Here is a 16,418-nt window from a genome sequence, read left to right as displayed (position 1 = left end):
GGCGGCAAAGAAGCTTAATCTAAACGTTTGAATGAATCGAATCCCATGGCTATAGCAGACTGGTGGCCGTTCCGCCGCCGCAAGAAAAAATCGCAGCGGAGTAACGTCAACGTTTACGACGTTAACCAGCGGGTCTATACGCCGGTGGCCCAGCTCAAGCTAGGCATGTACGTGATCGAACTGGACCGGCCCTGGCTGGACAGCCCGTTTCTGTTTCAGGGGTTCGAATTGCAAACCGAAGAAGACATCCGCAAGGTGCGCGAGGTCTGCGAATACGTCTACATCGATGTCACCAAAAGCCGGAAGAAGGTGGTCGAGTACAAAGGCAGCCAAGACAACCTGTCGTTGGACAGCATCGCCGATTTTCCGCCGCCGCCGAAATTGAGCGTATTCGAAAAAGAGATCGAACGCGCCGAAGCGGTGTATCAGGAAATGGGCGTGCTGGTTTCCGATTTCATGGAGCGCATCGCCCGCGGCGAGGGTGTCGATACCAAGGCGGCCAAGGCGGCGGTGGCCGAATGCGTCAACAGCATCCTGCATTCGCCGGATGCGTTTTTGTGGTTGAGCCAACTGAAAAACAGGGACCAATATACCGCTCAGCACAGTCTTAACGTTTGCGCCCTGGCCATCGTACTGGGCCGGCACCTGAATTTTTCGGTGTCCAACCTGAACCTGGTCGGCCTGTGCGGCATGATGCACGACATGGGCAAAATGTTGATTCCGCTGGAGATTCTGAACAAACCGGGCAAACTGGACGACGCCGAAATGGAAATCATGCGTTCGCATACCTCGCTCGGCTACGAGTTGCTGAAATCCAGCACGGATATGTACACCGGAGCGATCGACACGGCGCTGGCTCACCACGAAACGCTGGACGGCAAAGGCTATCCGCGGCGGATCAAGGACAAGGGTATCTCGCTGTTTACCCGGATCGTGACAATAGTGGATATGTACGACGCAATGACCAGCGACCGGGTGTACCAGAAAGGCCGCACCCATCTGGATGCGACCGGCATTCTGTCCGATTTGAGCGGCAGCCAGTTGGACGGGCGCCTGGTCGTCAAATTCATCGAAGCGTTGGGCGTTTATCCGCCGGGCAGTCTGGTGCAGATGACCAACGGTGCGGTGGCGATTGTGGTCGAAGTCAACGAACTGGTGCGGCTGCGGCCTAAAGTCATCATTTTGCTGGATCCGGACGGGCAGCCAGTCGAGGAAAAAGTGGTCAATCTGGCCGACATGGAACTCGACCGGCTCGGCCAGGTGTTAACCATCAGGAGCATCGTCCGGGCGCAGGATTACGGTATCGACATCGGCAAATACTACCGCCAGGGCGTATTGCAAAAAGGCTTCGCTCACGCCAAATCCTGAGATGGCCGGTTGGCTGAGACCGCCGGATTTTTCCGCCGCCGGCCGCTCAGCCGGTCCAGAGCCAAATACACCACCGGCGTCGTATACAGGGTCAGCAGTTGGCTGACCAACAGGCCGCCGACAATGGAAATCCCCAGCGGCTGGCGCAATTCGGCGCCGTAACCCGAGCCTAATGCCAATGGCAACGCACCGAGCAGGGCCGCCAGCGTCGTCATCATAATCGGCCGGAAGCGTTGCAGGCAGGCGGCGAAGATGGCTTGTTCCGGGTCCAAGCCCTGTTCGCGTTGTGCGTGCAGGGCAAAGTCGATCATCATGATCGCGTTTTTCTTGACGATGCCGATCAATAAAACCACGCCGATCAGGGCGATGATGCTGAATTCGGTATCGCAGGCCATCAGCGCCAACAACGCGCCCATGCCGGCCGACGGCAGCGTCGACAGGATGGTCAGCGGATGGATGTAGCTTTCGTAAAGAATGCCCAGCACGATGTAGATGCTGAACAGCGCCGCGGCGATCAGCCAGGGTTGGTTGCGCAGCGATTCCTGAAACGCCTTGGCCGACCCCTGAAAGCTGCCGCGCACCTGCGCCGGCGTGCCGATGTCGCGCAGCGTGCGCTCGATCAAGCGGGTAGCGTCCGATAACGAAACGCCGGGTTTCAGGTTGAAGGACACCGTCGCCGCGGCGAATTGGCCTTGGTGGTTGACGGTCAGCGGCGTGTTGCCGGGGCGGAACTCGGCCAGCGTCGCCAGCGGAATTTGGGTTCCGGCAGCGGAACCGACATAGAGTTGCCTTAGCGTTTGCGGATCGCGCCAATACTGCGGCGCCAGTTCCATCACCACTCGGTACTGGTTCAACGGTTTGTAAATCACCGATACCGGGCGCTGGCCGAAGGCGTTGTGCAGCGCGCTATCGATTGCCGCCTGGCTGACGCCGAGCCGGGCGGCCTTGTCCCGGCCCACCTGCAGTGCGATTTGCCGGCCTTTGTCTTGTTGGTTGGTGTTGACATCGGCCAGTTCCGGCAGCGCCGCCAACGCGGCGACGATCTTCGGCGTCCATTCCCGCAGCAGATTCAGATCGTCCGATTGCAAGGCGAATTCGTACAACGCCGCCGAGCCGCGGCCGCCGATGCGCAGGTCCTGCACCGGTTGCAGAAACAGGCTGGCGCCGGGTTCGTCGGCCAGCTTTTCCCGCAACTGGCGGTTGATTTCGGCGATGGGGCGGTCGCGCTGCTCCGGCGGCTTCAAGATCGCGAACATCAGGCCGCTGTTGCTGTTCTGCATGCCGCCGGCAAAACCGACCACGTCGTTGATCGCCGGGTCCTGGCGCAGGATTTCGGCAAAATCGCGCAACTTGCGCTGCATGGCCTGGAAGGAAATGCTCTGGTCGGCCTGGATCGTGCCGCTGAGCCGGCCGTTGTCCTGCACCGGAAAAAAGCCTTTCGGTACGATGACGTACAGATAGGCGTTGGCGGCGATGCAGGCCGCCAGCAACGCCAACATCAGCCGCGGGTGGTGCAGCGCCCAGGCCAGGCTATGCCGGTAGCCGGTGCGGATTTTGCCGAACAGTTCCGCCGTCGCCGCCGACGCTCGGCTTGGCGGCCGCGGCGGTTCCGCTTGCAGCCAGTGTGCGCACAGCATCGGCGTCACCGTCAGCGAAACCACCAGCGACACCAAAACCGCCGCGGACAGCGTCACGGCGAATTCGCGGAACAAGCGGCCGACGATACCGCCCATCAGCAGGATCGGGGTAAACACCGCGATCAACGACAAACTCATCGCTAGCACGGTAAAGCCGACTTCGCCGACGCCGCGCAACGCGGCCTGCAGTGGCGGCAGGCCTTGTTCCAGATGGCGGTTGCTGTTTTCCAGCACCACAATCGCATCGTCCACGACAAATCCGGTAGCGATGGTCAGCGCCATCAACGATAAATTATCCAGGCTGTAGCCGCACAAATACATCACGCCGCAGGCGCCGATCAGCGACACCGGCACCGCGACGATGGGAATCAGCGCGGTGCGCAGGCGGCGCAGAAATAACAGCACGACCATGATCACCAACGCGACGGCGATCAGCAGGCTGTGCTCCACTTCGGCCACCGAGGCGCGTATGGTTTGAGAGCGGTCGGAGACCACCGACAGTTCGACGGCGGCCGGCAGCAGCGCGCGCAGTTGCGGCAGCATCGTTTTGACCCTATCCACGGTTTCGATGATATTGGCGCTGGGCTGTTTGTTGACGATCAACAATACCGCCGGCTCACCGTTTTTCAGGCCGGTACTGCGCAAGTCCTCTACCGAATCCACCGCAGTGCCCAGATCGGCAATCCTGACCGGCGCGCCGTTGCGGTAAGCGACGATCAACGGCAGATAATCCGCCGCGTGCTCGACCTGGCCGTTGGTTTGTATTTGCCAGTGGCGGCCGCCGGATTCCAGCGCGCCTTTGGGCCGGTTGGTATTGCCGGCAGCGATGGTGCCGGCGACCTGGTCCAGGCCGATGCCGTATTTGGCCAGAGCATCCGGATTCAACTCGACTCTGACCGCAGGCAGCGAACTGCCGCCAGCCGTGACCTGGCCGACGCCGGGCAATTGCGCGATTTTCTGCGCCAATACGGTCGAGGCGGCGTCGTACATTTGGCCGCGGCTTAACGTGGTCGAGGTCAGGGCCAGAATCAGGATCGGCGAATCGGCCGGATTGACTTTGCGGTAGCTCGGTCGGTTCGGCAGATTGCTCGGTAACAGGCTGGCGGCGGCGTTGATCGCGGCCTGCACGTCGCGGGCAGCGCCGTCGATGTCGCGACTCAAATCGAATTGCAAGGTGATGCGGGTGTTGCCGAGCGAGCTGGCCGAAGTTATTTCGTTGATGCCGGCGATCCGGCCCAGCGCCCGCTCCAACGGCGTCGCCACCGTTGCCGCCATGGTCTCCGGCGCGGCGCCGGGCAAGCTGGCGCTGACCGAAATGGTCGGGAAATCGACCTGCGGCAACGGCGCCACCGGCAATTGCCAAAAGGCCAACAGGCCGGCCAGCGCCAAGCCCAGCGTCAACAAGGTCGTGGCGACCGGGCGGCGCACGAACGCCGCCGAAATATTCACCGGTTGTCTCCGCGCAGGCGACGGGCCCAGCGGTCCAGGCTCAGGTAGACCACCGGCGTGGTGTACAGGGTCAGCAATTGACTGAGCAGCAGGCCGCCGACCATGGCGGTGCCCAAGGGTTGGCGCAGTTCGGAACCGACGCCGCCGCCCAACATCAACGGTAACGCCCCGAGCAGCGCGGCCAGCGTGGTCATCAGAATCGGCCGGAAACGCAGCAGACAGGCCTGGAAAATCGCTTCCCGCGCCGGCAAACCCTGATTGCGCTCGGCGTCCAGGGCAAAGTCGATCATCATGATCGCGTTTTTCTTGACGATGCCGATCAGCAGTACGATGCCAATCACACCGATGATGCCGAGATCGTCGCCGGCGAGCAGCAAGGCCAACAGGGCGCCGACGCCGGCCGACGGCAGCGTCGACAGGATGGTCAGCGGATGGATGTAACTTTCGTAGAGCACGCCGAGGACGATGTAGACCGTGACCACGGCCGCCAGTATCAGCCACAGCGTATCGGCCAGCGACGCATCGAAGGCCAGGGCCGCGCCCTGGTAATCGAACTGGATCGCCAGCGGCAGGCCGATTTCGCGTTTGGCGGCTTCGATCTCCCGCAACGCATCGCCCAAAGCGGCGCCGGGCGCGAGATTGAACGACACTGTCGTTGCCGGAAATTGGTCGAGGCGGTTGACGGCCAGCGGCGCTTGCCGCTCCGACAGCCGGGCCAGCGCCGTCAGCGGTACCTGTTCGCCGCTGGCGGACGGCACCCGCAATTGCAGCAATTGTTCCGGCCCGCCGGACTCTACGGTCGCGGCTTCCAACACCACCCGGTACTGGTTGGACTGGGTGAAAATGGTCGAAATTAGGCGTTGGCCGTAGGCGTTGTATAAGGCGCTGTCGATCGCGGCGACGCTGACGCCGTAACGCGCGGCGCTACTGCGGTCGATCTCCAGATAGGCTTGCAAGCCGCGCTCTTGCAGGTCGCTGGCGACATCGGCCAACGCCGGCTTGCTGCGCAGGCGGTCGAGCAGGCGTTGCGTCCAAAGCGCCAACTCGCCGGCATCGACGGTTTGCAGCGTGAACTGGAACTGGGTGCGGCTGATCCGGTTTTCCAGGGTCATATCCTGTACCGGCTGCAGATACAAGCCGATGCCGGCGACGCCGGCCGCGCCGGCTTGCAGCCGGGCGATAACTTCGGCGGCGCTGTCGCGTTGACCTTGCGGCTTCAATGCAATTAAAAACCGGCCGCTGTTCAAGGTCGGATTATTGCCGTCCACGCCGATGAACGAAGCCAGATTGGCGACGGCCGGATCGGCCAAAATCCGTTCGGCCAGCGCCGTTTGCCGTTCCGCCATCGCCGAAAACGAAATGCTGGGCGGCGCTTCGGAAACGCCTTGGATCAGGCCGGTATCCTGAATCGGAAAAAAGCCTTTCGGAATCGCCAGGTATAGCGCGACGGTCAACGCCAGCGTGGCGCCGCCGGCCAACAGCGTCAGGCCTTGGCGCTGCAATACCCATTCCAGACTGCGGCCGTAGGCGGCGATGGTCCTGCCGATCGGATCGCGGCCGCTGCCGGTTTCGGCCGGCAGCGGCCGCAGCATTTTCGCGCACATCATTGGCGTCAACGTCAGAGAAACCACGGCCGAAATCAGAATCGCCACGGCCAGCGTGATCGCGAATTCGCGGAACAGGCGGCCGACCACGTCGCCCATGAACAGCAGCGGAATCAGTACCGCGATCAGCGAAACCGTCAGCGAGATGATGGTAAAGCCGATCTGGGCCGAGCCTTTCAATGCCGCCTGCAGCGGCGAAGCGCCGCGCTCCAGGTAGCGGGAGATGTTTTCGATGACGACGATGGCGTCGTCGACGACGAAGCCGCTGGCGATGGTCAACGCCATCAGCGTCAAATTATTGATGCTGAAACCGGCCAGATGCATTGCGGCGAAGGTGCCGATCAACGACAGCGGCACGGCAACGGCCGGAATCGCGGTGGCGGGCAGATTGCGCAGAAACAGGAAAATCACCATCACCACCAGCGCCACCGCCAGCATCAACTCGAATTGCACGTCGCGCACCGAAGCCCGTACCGTGGCGGTGCGGTCGTTCAATAACTTCAGTTCCACGCTTTCCGGCAGCGTCGCCTGCAATTGCGGCAACAGCCGGACGATGCGGTCGGCGACTTCGATGACGTTGGCGCCGGGCTGGCGTTGGATGTTGACGATGACGGCGGGGGCGGCGTCGGCCCAGGCCGCCAATTTGGCGTTTTCGGCGGCGTCCGCCGTGCTGGCGACGTCGCCCAGTCTGACCGGGGCGGCGTTTTTGTAGGCGACCACCAAGTCGCGGTATTCCGCGGCCGAGCGCAATTGGTCGTTATTGTCGATGATGGCCGAGCGGGTAGGGCCGTCGAACAGGCCTTTGGGTTGGTTGACGTTGGCGGCGGCGACGGCTTGGCGCAGATCGTCCAGGCTCAGACCGTAAGCCGCCAGCGCTTGCGGGTTGGCCTGGATTCTGACCGCCGGCCGCTGACCACCGCTGATGGTGACCGCGCCGACGCCCGGCAGTTGCGAGATTTTCTGTACCAGCCGGGTATCGGCCAAATCCTGGACCTTGATCAACGGCAGATTGCGCGAGCTCAGCGCCAGCGTCAGGATCGGCGCGTCGGCCGGATTGACTTTGTTATAAATCGGCGGCAACGGCAGGTCGGTCGGCAGAAAGTTGTTTGCGGCGTTGATCGCGGCCTGGACCGATTGTTCGGCGATGTCCAGCGCCAGGCTCAAATCGAATTGCAAGGTAATCAGCGAGGCGCCGCCGGAACTGGACGACGACATTTGCCGTAGGCCGGGTATTTGGCCGAATTGGCGTTCCAGCGGTGCGGTGATCGCCGACGTGGCAACTTCCGGGCTGGCGCCGGGGTATAGCGTCGTAACCTGTATCGTCGGGTAGTCGACTTGCGGCAAGGCCGAAATCGGCAGCAGCCGGTAAGACAGCACGCCGGCCAGCAGCAGCGCCAGCATGATCAGCGAGGTCGCGACCGGGCGTTCGACGAACCGGCGCGACGGATTAAAACCCTCGGCTTCGCTCACGGCTGGGGTGCGGCGGCCACCGGCGCCGGCCGTTCGGCAATATTGACCGCCGCTCCTTCGCGCAGGCGGTCGGCGCCGTCGACGACCAGGGTTTGCCCGGCATCCAGACCATCTATTATCGAGACGGTTTCGCCAGACGCCGCTCCGGTTTTGACTTGGCGCACGCTGACGGTATTGTCGGCATTGACCACATAGACGTAAGCGCCGCCGGCGCCTTGCTGGATAGCCGCATTCGGCGCCAACACCGCATCGCGCAGTATATCCAGCCGCATTTTGACGTTGACGAACTGGTTGGCGAACAGGGTATGGTCCGGGTTGTCGAAGATCGCTTTCAGTTTCAAGGTGCCGGTGGCCGGATCGATCTGGTTGTCTATCGCCAGCAATTTGCCGACCGCAAGTTTTTGCTGGCCGGCGCGGTCGTATGCTTCCACTTCCAGCGCCGTGCCGGAACGCCAACGCGCCATCGCGGCCGGAGCCTGGTCTTCCGGCAGCGTAAACACCACCGAAATCGGTTGCATTTGCGTGATCACCGCCAGGCCGTTGGCGTCGCTGGCGCGGACCATGTTGCCCTGGTCGACCAGGCGCAAGCCGATGCGGCCGGAAATCGGCGCACTGATTTTGGTGTAAGCCAGTTGCAATTTGGCGTTTTCGACCTGAGCCCGGTCGATTTCGACCGTGCCGCGGTACTGTTTGACCAGGGCCGCCTGGGTCGCGGTTTGTTGGGCGGCGATCGAATCCTGTTCCAGCAGGGTCTGGTAGCGGGCCAGGTCGAGTTCGGCGTTTTTCAGTAGCGCCTCGTCGCGCAGCAATTGGCCCTGGGCCTGCTCCAACTGGACTTGAAACGGGCGCGGGTCGATTTCGGCCAGCAATTCGCCCTGGCGCACGTTGCGGCCTTCGCTGAACGCGACTTTGACCAATTCGCCATCGACGCGGGAGCGCAGCGTCACGGTCTGCAGCGGCGTGACGCTGCCGAGGCCGTGCAGGTAAATCGGCATGTCGCCGCGTCGGGTTTGTCCGGTGGCGACGCTGACCGGCTGCGGCTCGAGTTTGCCGGTTTGGCCGGATTCCTGCTGCCGGCCGGGGCGATCCGCCAGCCAGTAGGCGGCGCCGGCCGCGCCAAGGGCCGCGGCTAATAGCCAGACGGTTTTGCTACGCCGGCGATCCGGATTGTGTGGTGTCTGTTGCATTGTTTTCGGTCGTGCTTGAGTGCCTGTCCGGTGCGGAGCGTCGCTCGGGCCTGTTCAAAGCAAAAAGGCATCCTAGGATGCCTTTTCGAACCATGCCTGCTGGCGGCGAGGGTCAATCGTAGTGGTAATGTTTGCGCAGCGGTTTGACGACTTCCCATTGGCTGTCCAGGCCGGCGTGAAACATGACCAAATCGCCCGGCAGGATTCTGACCGGCTCGCCGCCGACCGGCGTGACGAGGATTTCGCCTTCCAGGACGTAGGCGGTTTCGGTTTCGTCGAAATCGATGGTGAAGGTAGAGATCTCTTTTTCCCAGATCGGCCAGCTGGCGACGCCGAGTTCCTGCAAACGCTCTGCGCTGGGGTTGTGCTCTACGGTAATCAGGCTCATGAAATTCCTTGTTGGCTTAAGTTGAACGAATGCCGGATTCTAGCATTGATGCGCCGGTGCCGCCTAGGAATGGGAGGGATCGTCCGGCAACGGTTTCGGGTCGTCCCAGCGCCTGAGCTGTTTGACTTCGTCGAACTCGACGTGGGTTGGGGCGTGCTGCTCGGCCAGTTCCGGACTGGCATGCTGGTAGAGCTGGAATTCGGTGACGCTGTTGATGGTCGCCAGCTCCGGTTCTTTAGCCAGGTAATCGCGTAACCAGACGACCAGCAAGGCCAGCGCCAGGCAGCCCGCGCCGGCGATTGCGGCTTGCAGCGGATAATCCGGCCGGATCGGGCTATCCGGCAACGAGGCCCAATCCACCACATCCAGCTGCGGATTGCTTTGCCGCTGTTTGACTTCGATTTCGACCAGGCGTTGCCGGGTTTGGCGTTGCAACTCCTCCAGCTTGGCCAATTCCTCCAGCATGGTTTGGTGCTGGGCGAAGCGGTTGGTGTAATCGGCCGCCCGCTGTTGGTGGCGCTCCAGGTCCTGGCGCAGGTTTTTTACGGCGCCGCGGGCCGCGTTATAGGCGTTCTCGGCCTCTTGTTCGGCGAAGCGGCTGGCGGCTTGTTCCTTTTCGGCGATTTTACGTTCCAGCTCCGCCAATTGCGATTTCACCGTGCGCAAGGTCGGATGGAAATCGATATATTCGTCGGTGTATTGGCTGCGTTGGCGTTCCAGCGTTTCCCGCAACTTTTCGGCTTGAGCGGTCAACACCGCCAGGCTTTGCGAATCGGCGTCGGCTACCACGGTCTTGCCGGCCGCCAGCGCGTCGCGGATCGCTTCGAGTTTGGCTTTGGCCTTGGCTTCCTCCTCCTCGGCAGCGTTCAAGGCGTTGTTCAACCCTTGCAGTCGGGCGTGGGCTTCGTTATCGGTGCTTTGCAGCGAGACGATGTTGTGCTCGCGACGGAAGGTTTCGACGCCGCGGCGCTGGTCTTGCACTTGCCGGTCCAGGCGCTGTAATTCGGCGTTGATGTCGGCCGTGGCTTTATCGCTGATTTCGGCTATGTATTCGCTACGGGTTTGTTGGTAGGCCCTGATCCAGGTGTTCAAGGCCAGTTGCAGAAAATGCGGATCCTGCCCTTCGGCGCTGAGCTGTACCAGGTTGGTATCGGCGACCGGACTGACCTGAAATAGCGCTTTGAGTTGGTTGACGCCGACGGGTTCGGCGTTTTCGGCCTTATTCAAGACTGCCGCGGTGGTTTCCAGTACGTTCTGGCCGAGCAATACCTGTTTCTGGATGTTGACGTGTTCCAGATCCGCCGCGGCGTGGGCTTGGTCGATCTCGCCCGCCGCCGTGGTCAGCACCAGCGCCTGGCTCTGGTAGACCGGCGGTTGCAGAAAGACGTAGGTTTCGGTGGCTGCCAACGCCGGTAGCAACACCAAAAAAAACAGGTATCGGCGCCGCAACCGTTTCGGTGCCGGTTCCGGAATGAAAAAATCGTCGGTGTCGATGTGGAAATCGTTGTGGTTCAGCAGCATAACGATTCTCTCCGCGGAAATGGCCGGTCTGGCGCTATTCTTATTGTTCGCAGGCATGCCGCGCCGAGTCGCCGTACGCAGCGGCGGCCGGGAGGTTGCTGCATGTCGGCGGATGCAGTGTAAACCTTTCTGAAAATCTGGCAATTGAATTATTACCGCTGGCGCTACCCGAAAAATCGGGCGCTAATTGTGACTGGCCGCATAGTTATTGGCGCAATTTTGCGGGTTAAGTGGCGAATGGCTATAGGGTAAGGCGGCGGACTGTATTAAGCTTTAGCGGTTGATTAATTTTCGAAACATCGGGACGTTTTGGCGGATATGAAAGATAAAGACGACGGCTGGTTGCGGATTCACGTCTACGAATTGAGAGTCGGCATGTGCGTATGCCGGTTGGAAGATCCGCGGCAAGACTCGCCGTTCCTGTTCGACCGCATCGTGATCGAGAACCAGGCCGATATCAAAACGCTGCAGGATCTTTGCGATTACGTTTATATCGATGTGAAGTGGCAGAAGGCGTCGGCCGGCGCGATTCCGACCCGGGGCACCGATTCCATCAAGCATCTGAGTTTCGCCCGTTCGTTCAACCAGACCGCGAATACCTTTCACCGGACCGGCAATCTGATCAAAACCGTACTGGACGACATTCGCTTCGGCAACCAGTTCAGCGTCAGTGCGGTGAAACAGGCCGTGGCGGAAACGGTGGACAAAGTCATGGAGAATCCGGATGCGATGCTGTTGCTGACCCAGCTGAAGGATCAAGACCAGTACACCGCCCAGCATTCGATGAATGTCTGCGTGTTGTCGATATTGCTCGGACGCGAGTTGAAACTTTCGCGCGACGAACTAAATAAACTTGGATTCTGCGGCTTGATGCACGATGTCGGCAAAATGAAAGTTCCGCTGGAAATTCTGAACAAACCGGGGCGATTGGAAGACGACGAAATGGCCGTCATGCGCCAACATACGCTGCACGGCCGCAACGTGCTGATGTCGGCACGCAACGCCTATCCCGGCGCGGTGGACGTGGCCTACGCCCACCACGAACATTTGGCCGGTACCGGCTATCCGCGCGGACTGGGCAAGAGCGCGTTGTCGCTGTTCACGCGTTTGGTGGCGGTGGTCGATACCTACGACGCAATTACCAGCGACCGGGTCTACCAAAAAGGCAAGCCGCATTTGGAGGCGCTGGGCATTTTGGTAAAAGGCATGAACCAGCATTACGAAGCCAATTTCGTTACCCAGTTCATCAACTGCATCGGGTTTTACCCGCAAGGCAATTTGGTCGAGCTGAGCAGTGGCGAAGTCGGCATCATCGTCGAACAGAACAAGGCCGACCGGCTGAAGCCGAAAATCCTGCTGATCCGCGACCATAACAACCAGCCGATGGCGGAACGCATCCTCGATCTGGCGGTGACCGGCACCGACATGAACGGTAACCGTTACGGGATCAAGCAGGTTATCCGGCCGCAGGATTACGCTATCGATTTGAGCCAATACTGCCGGGACGGTAAATTCAGCCAAGCTTACCCAGTGGTTTCCTGAAGTCCGCTCGCGGCGGCCCGGCTTGTATTAGGCAATGTCTCCCATGGTCAAAAAAATCTGCGTCAGTCAACTTCGCCAAGGAATGTACCTGTGCGGCACCGACCGCAAATGGTGGGACATACCGTTTTTAACCACCAAGTTTCTGATCAGCTCCGATGCCGAAATCGAGACCTTGCGCGAGTATTGCCGCGAAGTGTTCATCGATTTGGCAAAGGGCTTGGATGTTGCCGCACCGGACGATAACGAACCCGCCAGCGCGCTGGCGGCCGCGGCCGAATCCGGGCCGTTGCCGCAATTTTACCGCCGCTTCGAGTCGGTTCTGGAGACGGTTCGCGCCGGTGGCGGCATCGACTTCGGCGCTGTCGCGGAAATCGCATCCGACCTCACGGTTGCGCTGGATAACGGCGCTGTGTCGCTAGACCGGGTGGCCGGGCGGAGTCTGGCCGATCCGGCGTTGGTGCACAAATCGGTCAGTGTCTGCTTGCTGGCGCTGGGCTTGGCGCGGCACCTGGCCGTGGCGCCGGATCTACTGCGGCACACGGCAATCGCCGCGCTTCTACACGATTTGGGGCTGCTCGGCCTGCCGCAATCGATTATCGGCAAAGCCGCCGAGCTGACCGGCGCGGAACGTTCGGTGCTACGGCAACATGTCTCTGCCGGCCTGGCATTGTTGCATGGCGTGCCGGGCGTGCCCGCCGAAGTGCTGGAGGCGGTCTGGGGCCACCACGAACGTCCGGACGGCGCCGGCTATCCGCGCGGCTTGGTCGCCGGGCAAATCGGCCTGCCGGCCCGACTGGTGGCGGTGGCGTCGGTTTACGAAGCGTTGATTAGTGATCGCGCGGACCGGCCGGCGCAAACCAAGCTCGATGCGCTCGGTTATTTGTACGCGGCCAGCCCGGCACAATTCGACGCCGCCGTGGTGGCCGGTTTGATCGAGGTGTTGCACGCCTATCCGCCAGGTTGTATCGTCGAATTGGTCAGCGGGGAGTTGGCGTTGGTCGGCGCCGAACCGGCTAACGACCTAAGCCGGCCGCCGTGCCGCTTGATTGCCGATGCCAAGAAGCAGTTGCTGTTTCAGGAACAACGCCTTGATTTGAGCGACGCCGCGCATAAGCATCTCGCTATAGCGCGGGTGCTGGCGCGCGACGAGCCGTTTATCGAATTGCTGGCTACTTTTGCCGCGCTGGAACGGCTTTAAGGCTGCGGCGTTTCGGCCGCGGGCGCCGGCAGCAATTGTTTAGCAAGTGCCACCACTGCGGATACCGGAATTTCGCCGATCGAAAAATCGTTTTTGTTGAGTTTGAGCGGATCGACCGGCGACGGCGACTTCAACACTTTGTTGGTTTTGGTCTGGTAGACCCTGCTGATCGGCGTCGGACCGAACAAGGTAATCGAAGGCCGGTTCATGCCCCAGGCCATGTGCGTCGGTCCGGTATCGTTGCCGATAACCATATCCGATTTGGCTATTACCGCTTTCAAGTCGTTCAGACTCATTTGCGGCAACACCCGCGCCAGACTGCGTTCCGCCAGCCACTGTGCCATCCAGTGTTCCTTCTCGTTACCCCAACAGATCAAAAAATTGGCTTCCACGCCGAAAATGACCTGCAAATATTTTTCCAGCGGATAATTGCGGCTGGGCCAGGTCGAGCCGATCACCAGCAGGATATTGGCTTGTGTGTCGGAAAAATAATCCGCCAGCTCGATTTGCGGCGGCCGAAAAAATAGAAACGGCCGTTTTGCCAGAATTTGTTCGCTGCCGACCTTGAGTCCGAGCGGCCGGGTCAGTACCGCGACATTGCGGTCTATCGTATTGGCATCGTAAGGGTAGGCGACCGTTTGCGCGTAAAACCAAGCCGCCCACTTCTCGCGGATCGAATTACGGTCGAAGCCGGCGCAATTGGCTGCCAACAGCCGGCTGACCAAGGCCGATTTAATCAACCCCTGCGCGTCGATCACCAGATCGTAACCGTGTTCGGCGTAACCGCGGACTTTGCCGATTTCGCCGAATAGCCGCAGTTTGTCGGTTTTCACCGCCTTTAAATTAACCGGCAGCACGTGGTCGATATGCGGATTATCGGCCAGCAGCCCGGCGAAGCGCTGCTCGACTACCCAATCGATCTGCAACTCCGGATACGCGGCTTTGATGAATTGCAAAGCCACCATCGCATGCACGATGTCGCCTAATGCCGATAATTTGACGATCGCGATTTTCATCTGTCGGCTTCGAGTGCAGCCAGGACTTGCTCGGGGCCGAGTTCGGTTAGACAGCGCGTATGCCCGAAAGGGCAGTCGCGTTTAAAACAGGGCGAACACGCCAGTTTCAGGCTCAGAATTTGCGCGGCCGGATTTAACGGCGGGGTGAATCCAGGATCGGACGAACCGTAAACCGCGACGATTTTTTTATCCAATGCGGCGGCAACGTGCATCAGGCCGGAGTCGTTGCTGACCACCGCGTCGGCCAGCGCCAGCAAATCGACCGCTTCGGCCAGCGTGGTCTCGCCTACGAAATTGCGGCAGACGCCGCCGGTCAATTCAACGATGGCGTCGGCGACCGGCCGGTCTTTATCGGAACCGAACAACCAGACCTGCCAGCCTTCGCCGATTTTGGCGTTGGCAACGGCGGCAAAATGCCCGGCCGGCCAGCGTTTGGCCGGACCGTATTCGGCGCCGGGGCACAGCGCCAGGATTTTTTTTTCGGCATCGATGCGGAATTTTTCGCGGGCTTGTTGGCGTTGCTCTGTGCCGATCGCCAATTGCGGGATCGGACAGTCCGGCGGGAGCTTGGCTTCGCCAGCTAAACCCAGTGCCACAAAACGTTGCACCGTCATGGTCAGCCGTTTTTTGTCGAGGCGGCGGGCATCGTTCAGCAAGCCCCAGCGTAATTCGCCGAGATAGCCGATGCGGAGCGGGATGCCGGCGAAGAACGGCACCAACGCCGACTTCCAGGAGTTAGGCAAGACGATGGCTTGGTCGTAACGGCCTTGTAGTTGGCGGCCCAGGCGAAACCGGGCGGACAGACCGAATTGGCCATGGCCCAGCGGCATCGCTATGCCTTGCCGCACTTGCGGCATTCTTGCCAATAACGGCAACGACCAGGCCGGAGCCAGCACGTCGATAAGGCAATCGGGAGTTTGTTGCTTGAGGGCGATGAACAGGCTTTGCGCCATCACCATGTCGCCGACCCAGGACGGGCCGACGACCAAGATGCTATGCGGGGAAGACACGCGGGCTTAGGAAACCAACGACAACCATTCCTTGTGGTCGGCGCGGCGGCCGTGGACGTAATCGAAATACAAGGCTTGCAGTTTTTCGGTAATCGGGCCGCGGCTGCCGCAACCGATATCGCGGTTGTCGTATTGGCGGATCGGCGTGACTTCGGCGGCGGAACCGGTGAAGAAGGCTTCGTCGGCCACATACACTTCATCGCGGGTAATGCGTTTTTCGATCACCTCAAAACCTTGTTCGCGGGCAATCGTGATCAAAGTGTCGCGGGTGATGCCTTCCAGCGCCGAGGTGGTTTCCGGGGTGTACAACTTGCCGTTGCGAACGATGAACAAGTTCTCGCCGCTGCCTTCCGCGCAGAAACCTTCGTGGTCCAGCAGCAAGGCTTCGTCATAACCGGTGGACAAGGCTTCCTGCAATGCCAAAATCGAGTTGATGTAGTTACCGTTGGCCTTGGCCTTGCACATCGTGCTGTTGACGTGGTTACGGGTGTAAGACGAGGTGCGGATGCGGATGCCTTTTTCCATGTTTTCCGCGCCCAGATAGGCGCCCCAGGTCCAGGCCGCGATCATGACATGGACTTTCAGGTTGTCGGCGCGCAAGCCCATGCCTTCGGAACCGTAGAAGCACATGCTGCGAATGTAGGCCGAGTCCAGATTGTTTTTGGCGACCGCGTCGCGGTGGGCCTGGTTGATCTCGTCTTTGGAATACGGCATTTTCATGTTCATGATATGCGCGGAACGGAACAGACGGTCGGTGTGCTCGGCCAGTTTGAAAATCGCAGTGCCGGCATCGGTTTTATAGGCGCGCAGACCTTCGAACACGCCGCAGCCGTAATGCAGGGTGTGGGTCAGGACGTGGACTTTCGCGTCGCGCCAGTCAACCCATTTGCCGTCTAGCCAAATTAACCCGTCTCTATCATCCATCGTTGCCATGTGTTGAACCCGTTCTGTTAAAAAATCGTGCGCTGCCGTTGCGGCCGAAAATTGGCTGAAATTGTACTATAAAGCCGCCCGCGGCAATACCGGCG

Annotated in this window: 11 protein-coding genes; 3 read left to right on the top strand and 8 right to left on the bottom strand. The window is 60.6% G+C overall.

The features are described from left to right. Nucleotides 1-45 precede the first annotated feature (45 nt). Nucleotides 46-1,368: a cyclic di-GMP phosphodiesterase gene (locus MKFW12EY_RS16765; RefSeq protein ID WP_054759876.1), complete on the top strand. Its 1,323-nt coding sequence runs from the start codon at nucleotides 46-48 to the stop codon at nucleotides 1,366-1,368. Here the strand turns inward: MKFW12EY_RS16765 and MKFW12EY_RS16760 are convergent. From MKFW12EY_RS16760 to MKFW12EY_RS16740, 5 genes are all read right to left on the bottom strand, one after another. Further along, on the bottom strand, nucleotides 1,353-4,454 hold the full coding sequence (locus MKFW12EY_RS16760) for a multidrug efflux RND transporter permease subunit (protein WP_221053409.1): 3,102 nt from the start codon (nucleotides 4,452-4,454) through the stop codon (nucleotides 1,353-1,355). The genes MKFW12EY_RS16765 and MKFW12EY_RS16760 overlap by 16 nt on opposite strands. Further along, nucleotides 4,451-7,528, bottom strand: coding sequence for an MdtB/MuxB family multidrug efflux RND transporter permease subunit (locus MKFW12EY_RS16755; protein ID WP_221053408.1), 3,078 nt, complete (start codon nucleotides 7,526-7,528; stop codon nucleotides 4,451-4,453). Before MKFW12EY_RS16755 ends, MKFW12EY_RS16760 begins: the two co-directional genes overlap by 4 nt. Next, nucleotides 7,525-8,715, bottom strand: a complete 1,191-nt coding sequence (locus MKFW12EY_RS16750) for an MdtA/MuxA family multidrug efflux RND transporter periplasmic adaptor subunit (RefSeq protein WP_054759868.1) — start codon at nucleotides 8,713-8,715, stop codon at nucleotides 7,525-7,527. Before MKFW12EY_RS16750 ends, MKFW12EY_RS16755 begins: the two co-directional genes overlap by 4 nt. 112 nt (nucleotides 8,716-8,827) lie before the next feature. Further along, nucleotides 8,828-9,103, bottom strand: a complete 276-nt coding sequence (locus MKFW12EY_RS16745; protein WP_054759866.1) for a cupin domain-containing protein — start codon at nucleotides 9,101-9,103, stop codon at nucleotides 8,828-8,830. Nucleotides 9,104-9,166: 63 nt separating this feature from the next. Then, nucleotides 9,167-10,624: a GumC family protein gene (locus tag MKFW12EY_RS16740; protein WP_221053407.1), complete on the bottom strand. Its 1,458-nt coding sequence runs from the start codon at nucleotides 10,622-10,624 to the stop codon at nucleotides 9,167-9,169. Nucleotides 10,625-10,942: 318 nt separating this feature from the next. On the opposite strand from MKFW12EY_RS16740, the gene MKFW12EY_RS16735 reads away from it, so the two are divergent. Then, a complete protein-coding gene (locus MKFW12EY_RS16735; protein WP_054759858.1) occupies nucleotides 10,943-12,166 on the top strand; it encodes a cyclic di-GMP phosphodiesterase in 1,224 nt (407 codons plus the stop codon). A 43-nt stretch (nucleotides 12,167-12,209) separates the two neighbouring features. Beyond that, nucleotides 12,210-13,364, top strand: coding sequence for a cyclic di-GMP phosphodiesterase (locus tag MKFW12EY_RS16730; protein ID WP_221053406.1), 1,155 nt, complete (start codon nucleotides 12,210-12,212; stop codon nucleotides 13,362-13,364). Here the strand turns inward: MKFW12EY_RS16730 and waaC are convergent. From waaC to MKFW12EY_RS16715, 3 genes are read right to left on the bottom strand one after another with little or no spacing between them, the layout of a single operon-like run. After that, on the bottom strand, nucleotides 13,361-14,380 hold the full coding sequence (waaC, locus tag MKFW12EY_RS16725) for a lipopolysaccharide heptosyltransferase I (RefSeq protein ID WP_054759854.1): 1,020 nt from the start codon (nucleotides 14,378-14,380) through the stop codon (nucleotides 13,361-13,363). The two genes, MKFW12EY_RS16730 and waaC, sit on opposite strands and share 4 nt — an antisense overlap. Then, complete coding sequence (gene waaF, locus MKFW12EY_RS16720; RefSeq protein ID WP_221053405.1) at nucleotides 14,377-15,390, bottom strand: lipopolysaccharide heptosyltransferase II; 1,014 nt, start codon at nucleotides 15,388-15,390, stop codon at nucleotides 14,377-14,379. The genes waaC and waaF overlap by 4 nt, the downstream gene beginning before the upstream one ends. A 6-nt stretch (nucleotides 15,391-15,396) precedes the next feature. Beyond that, on the bottom strand, nucleotides 15,397-16,323 hold the full coding sequence (locus tag MKFW12EY_RS16715) for a branched-chain amino acid transaminase (RefSeq protein ID WP_054759852.1): 927 nt from the start codon (nucleotides 16,321-16,323) through the stop codon (nucleotides 15,397-15,399). Nucleotides 16,324-16,418 lie beyond the last annotated feature (95 nt).

The sequence above is a fragment of the Methylomonas koyamae genome, assembly GCF_019669905.1.
In the GTDB taxonomy this organism is placed as follows: Bacteria; Pseudomonadota; Gammaproteobacteria; order Methylococcales; family Methylomonadaceae; genus Methylomonas; species Methylomonas koyamae.
The sequence above is the reverse complement of the archived record's forward strand: the minus strand, read 5'-3'. Positions and strand labels throughout refer to the sequence as shown.

Excerpts from the sequence above, each read along its gene's own strand:
- MKFW12EY_RS16750 (WP_054759868.1), bottom strand. The coding sequence starts at position 8,715 with ATGCAACAGACACCACACAATCCGGATCGCCGGCGTAGCAAAACCGTC.
- MKFW12EY_RS16740 (WP_221053407.1), bottom strand. The coding sequence starts at position 10,624 with ATGCTGCTGAACCACAACGATTTCCACATCGACACCGACGATTTTTTC.
- waaC (WP_054759854.1), bottom strand. The coding sequence starts at position 14,380 with ATGAAAATCGCGATCGTCAAATTATCGGCATTAGGCGACATCGTGCAT.
- MKFW12EY_RS16735 (WP_054759858.1), top strand. The coding sequence starts at position 10,943 with ATGAAAGATAAAGACGACGGCTGGTTGCGGATTCACGTCTACGAATTG.
- MKFW12EY_RS16765 (WP_054759876.1), top strand. The coding sequence starts at position 46 with ATGGCTATAGCAGACTGGTGGCCGTTCCGCCGCCGCAAGAAAAAATCG.
- MKFW12EY_RS16745 (WP_054759866.1), bottom strand. The coding sequence starts at position 9,103 with ATGAGCCTGATTACCGTAGAGCACAACCCCAGCGCAGAGCGTTTGCAG.
- MKFW12EY_RS16730 (WP_221053406.1), top strand. The coding sequence starts at position 12,210 with ATGGTCAAAAAAATCTGCGTCAGTCAACTTCGCCAAGGAATGTACCTG.
- MKFW12EY_RS16715 (WP_054759852.1), bottom strand. The coding sequence starts at position 16,323 with ATGGCAACGATGGATGATAGAGACGGGTTAATTTGGCTAGACGGCAAA.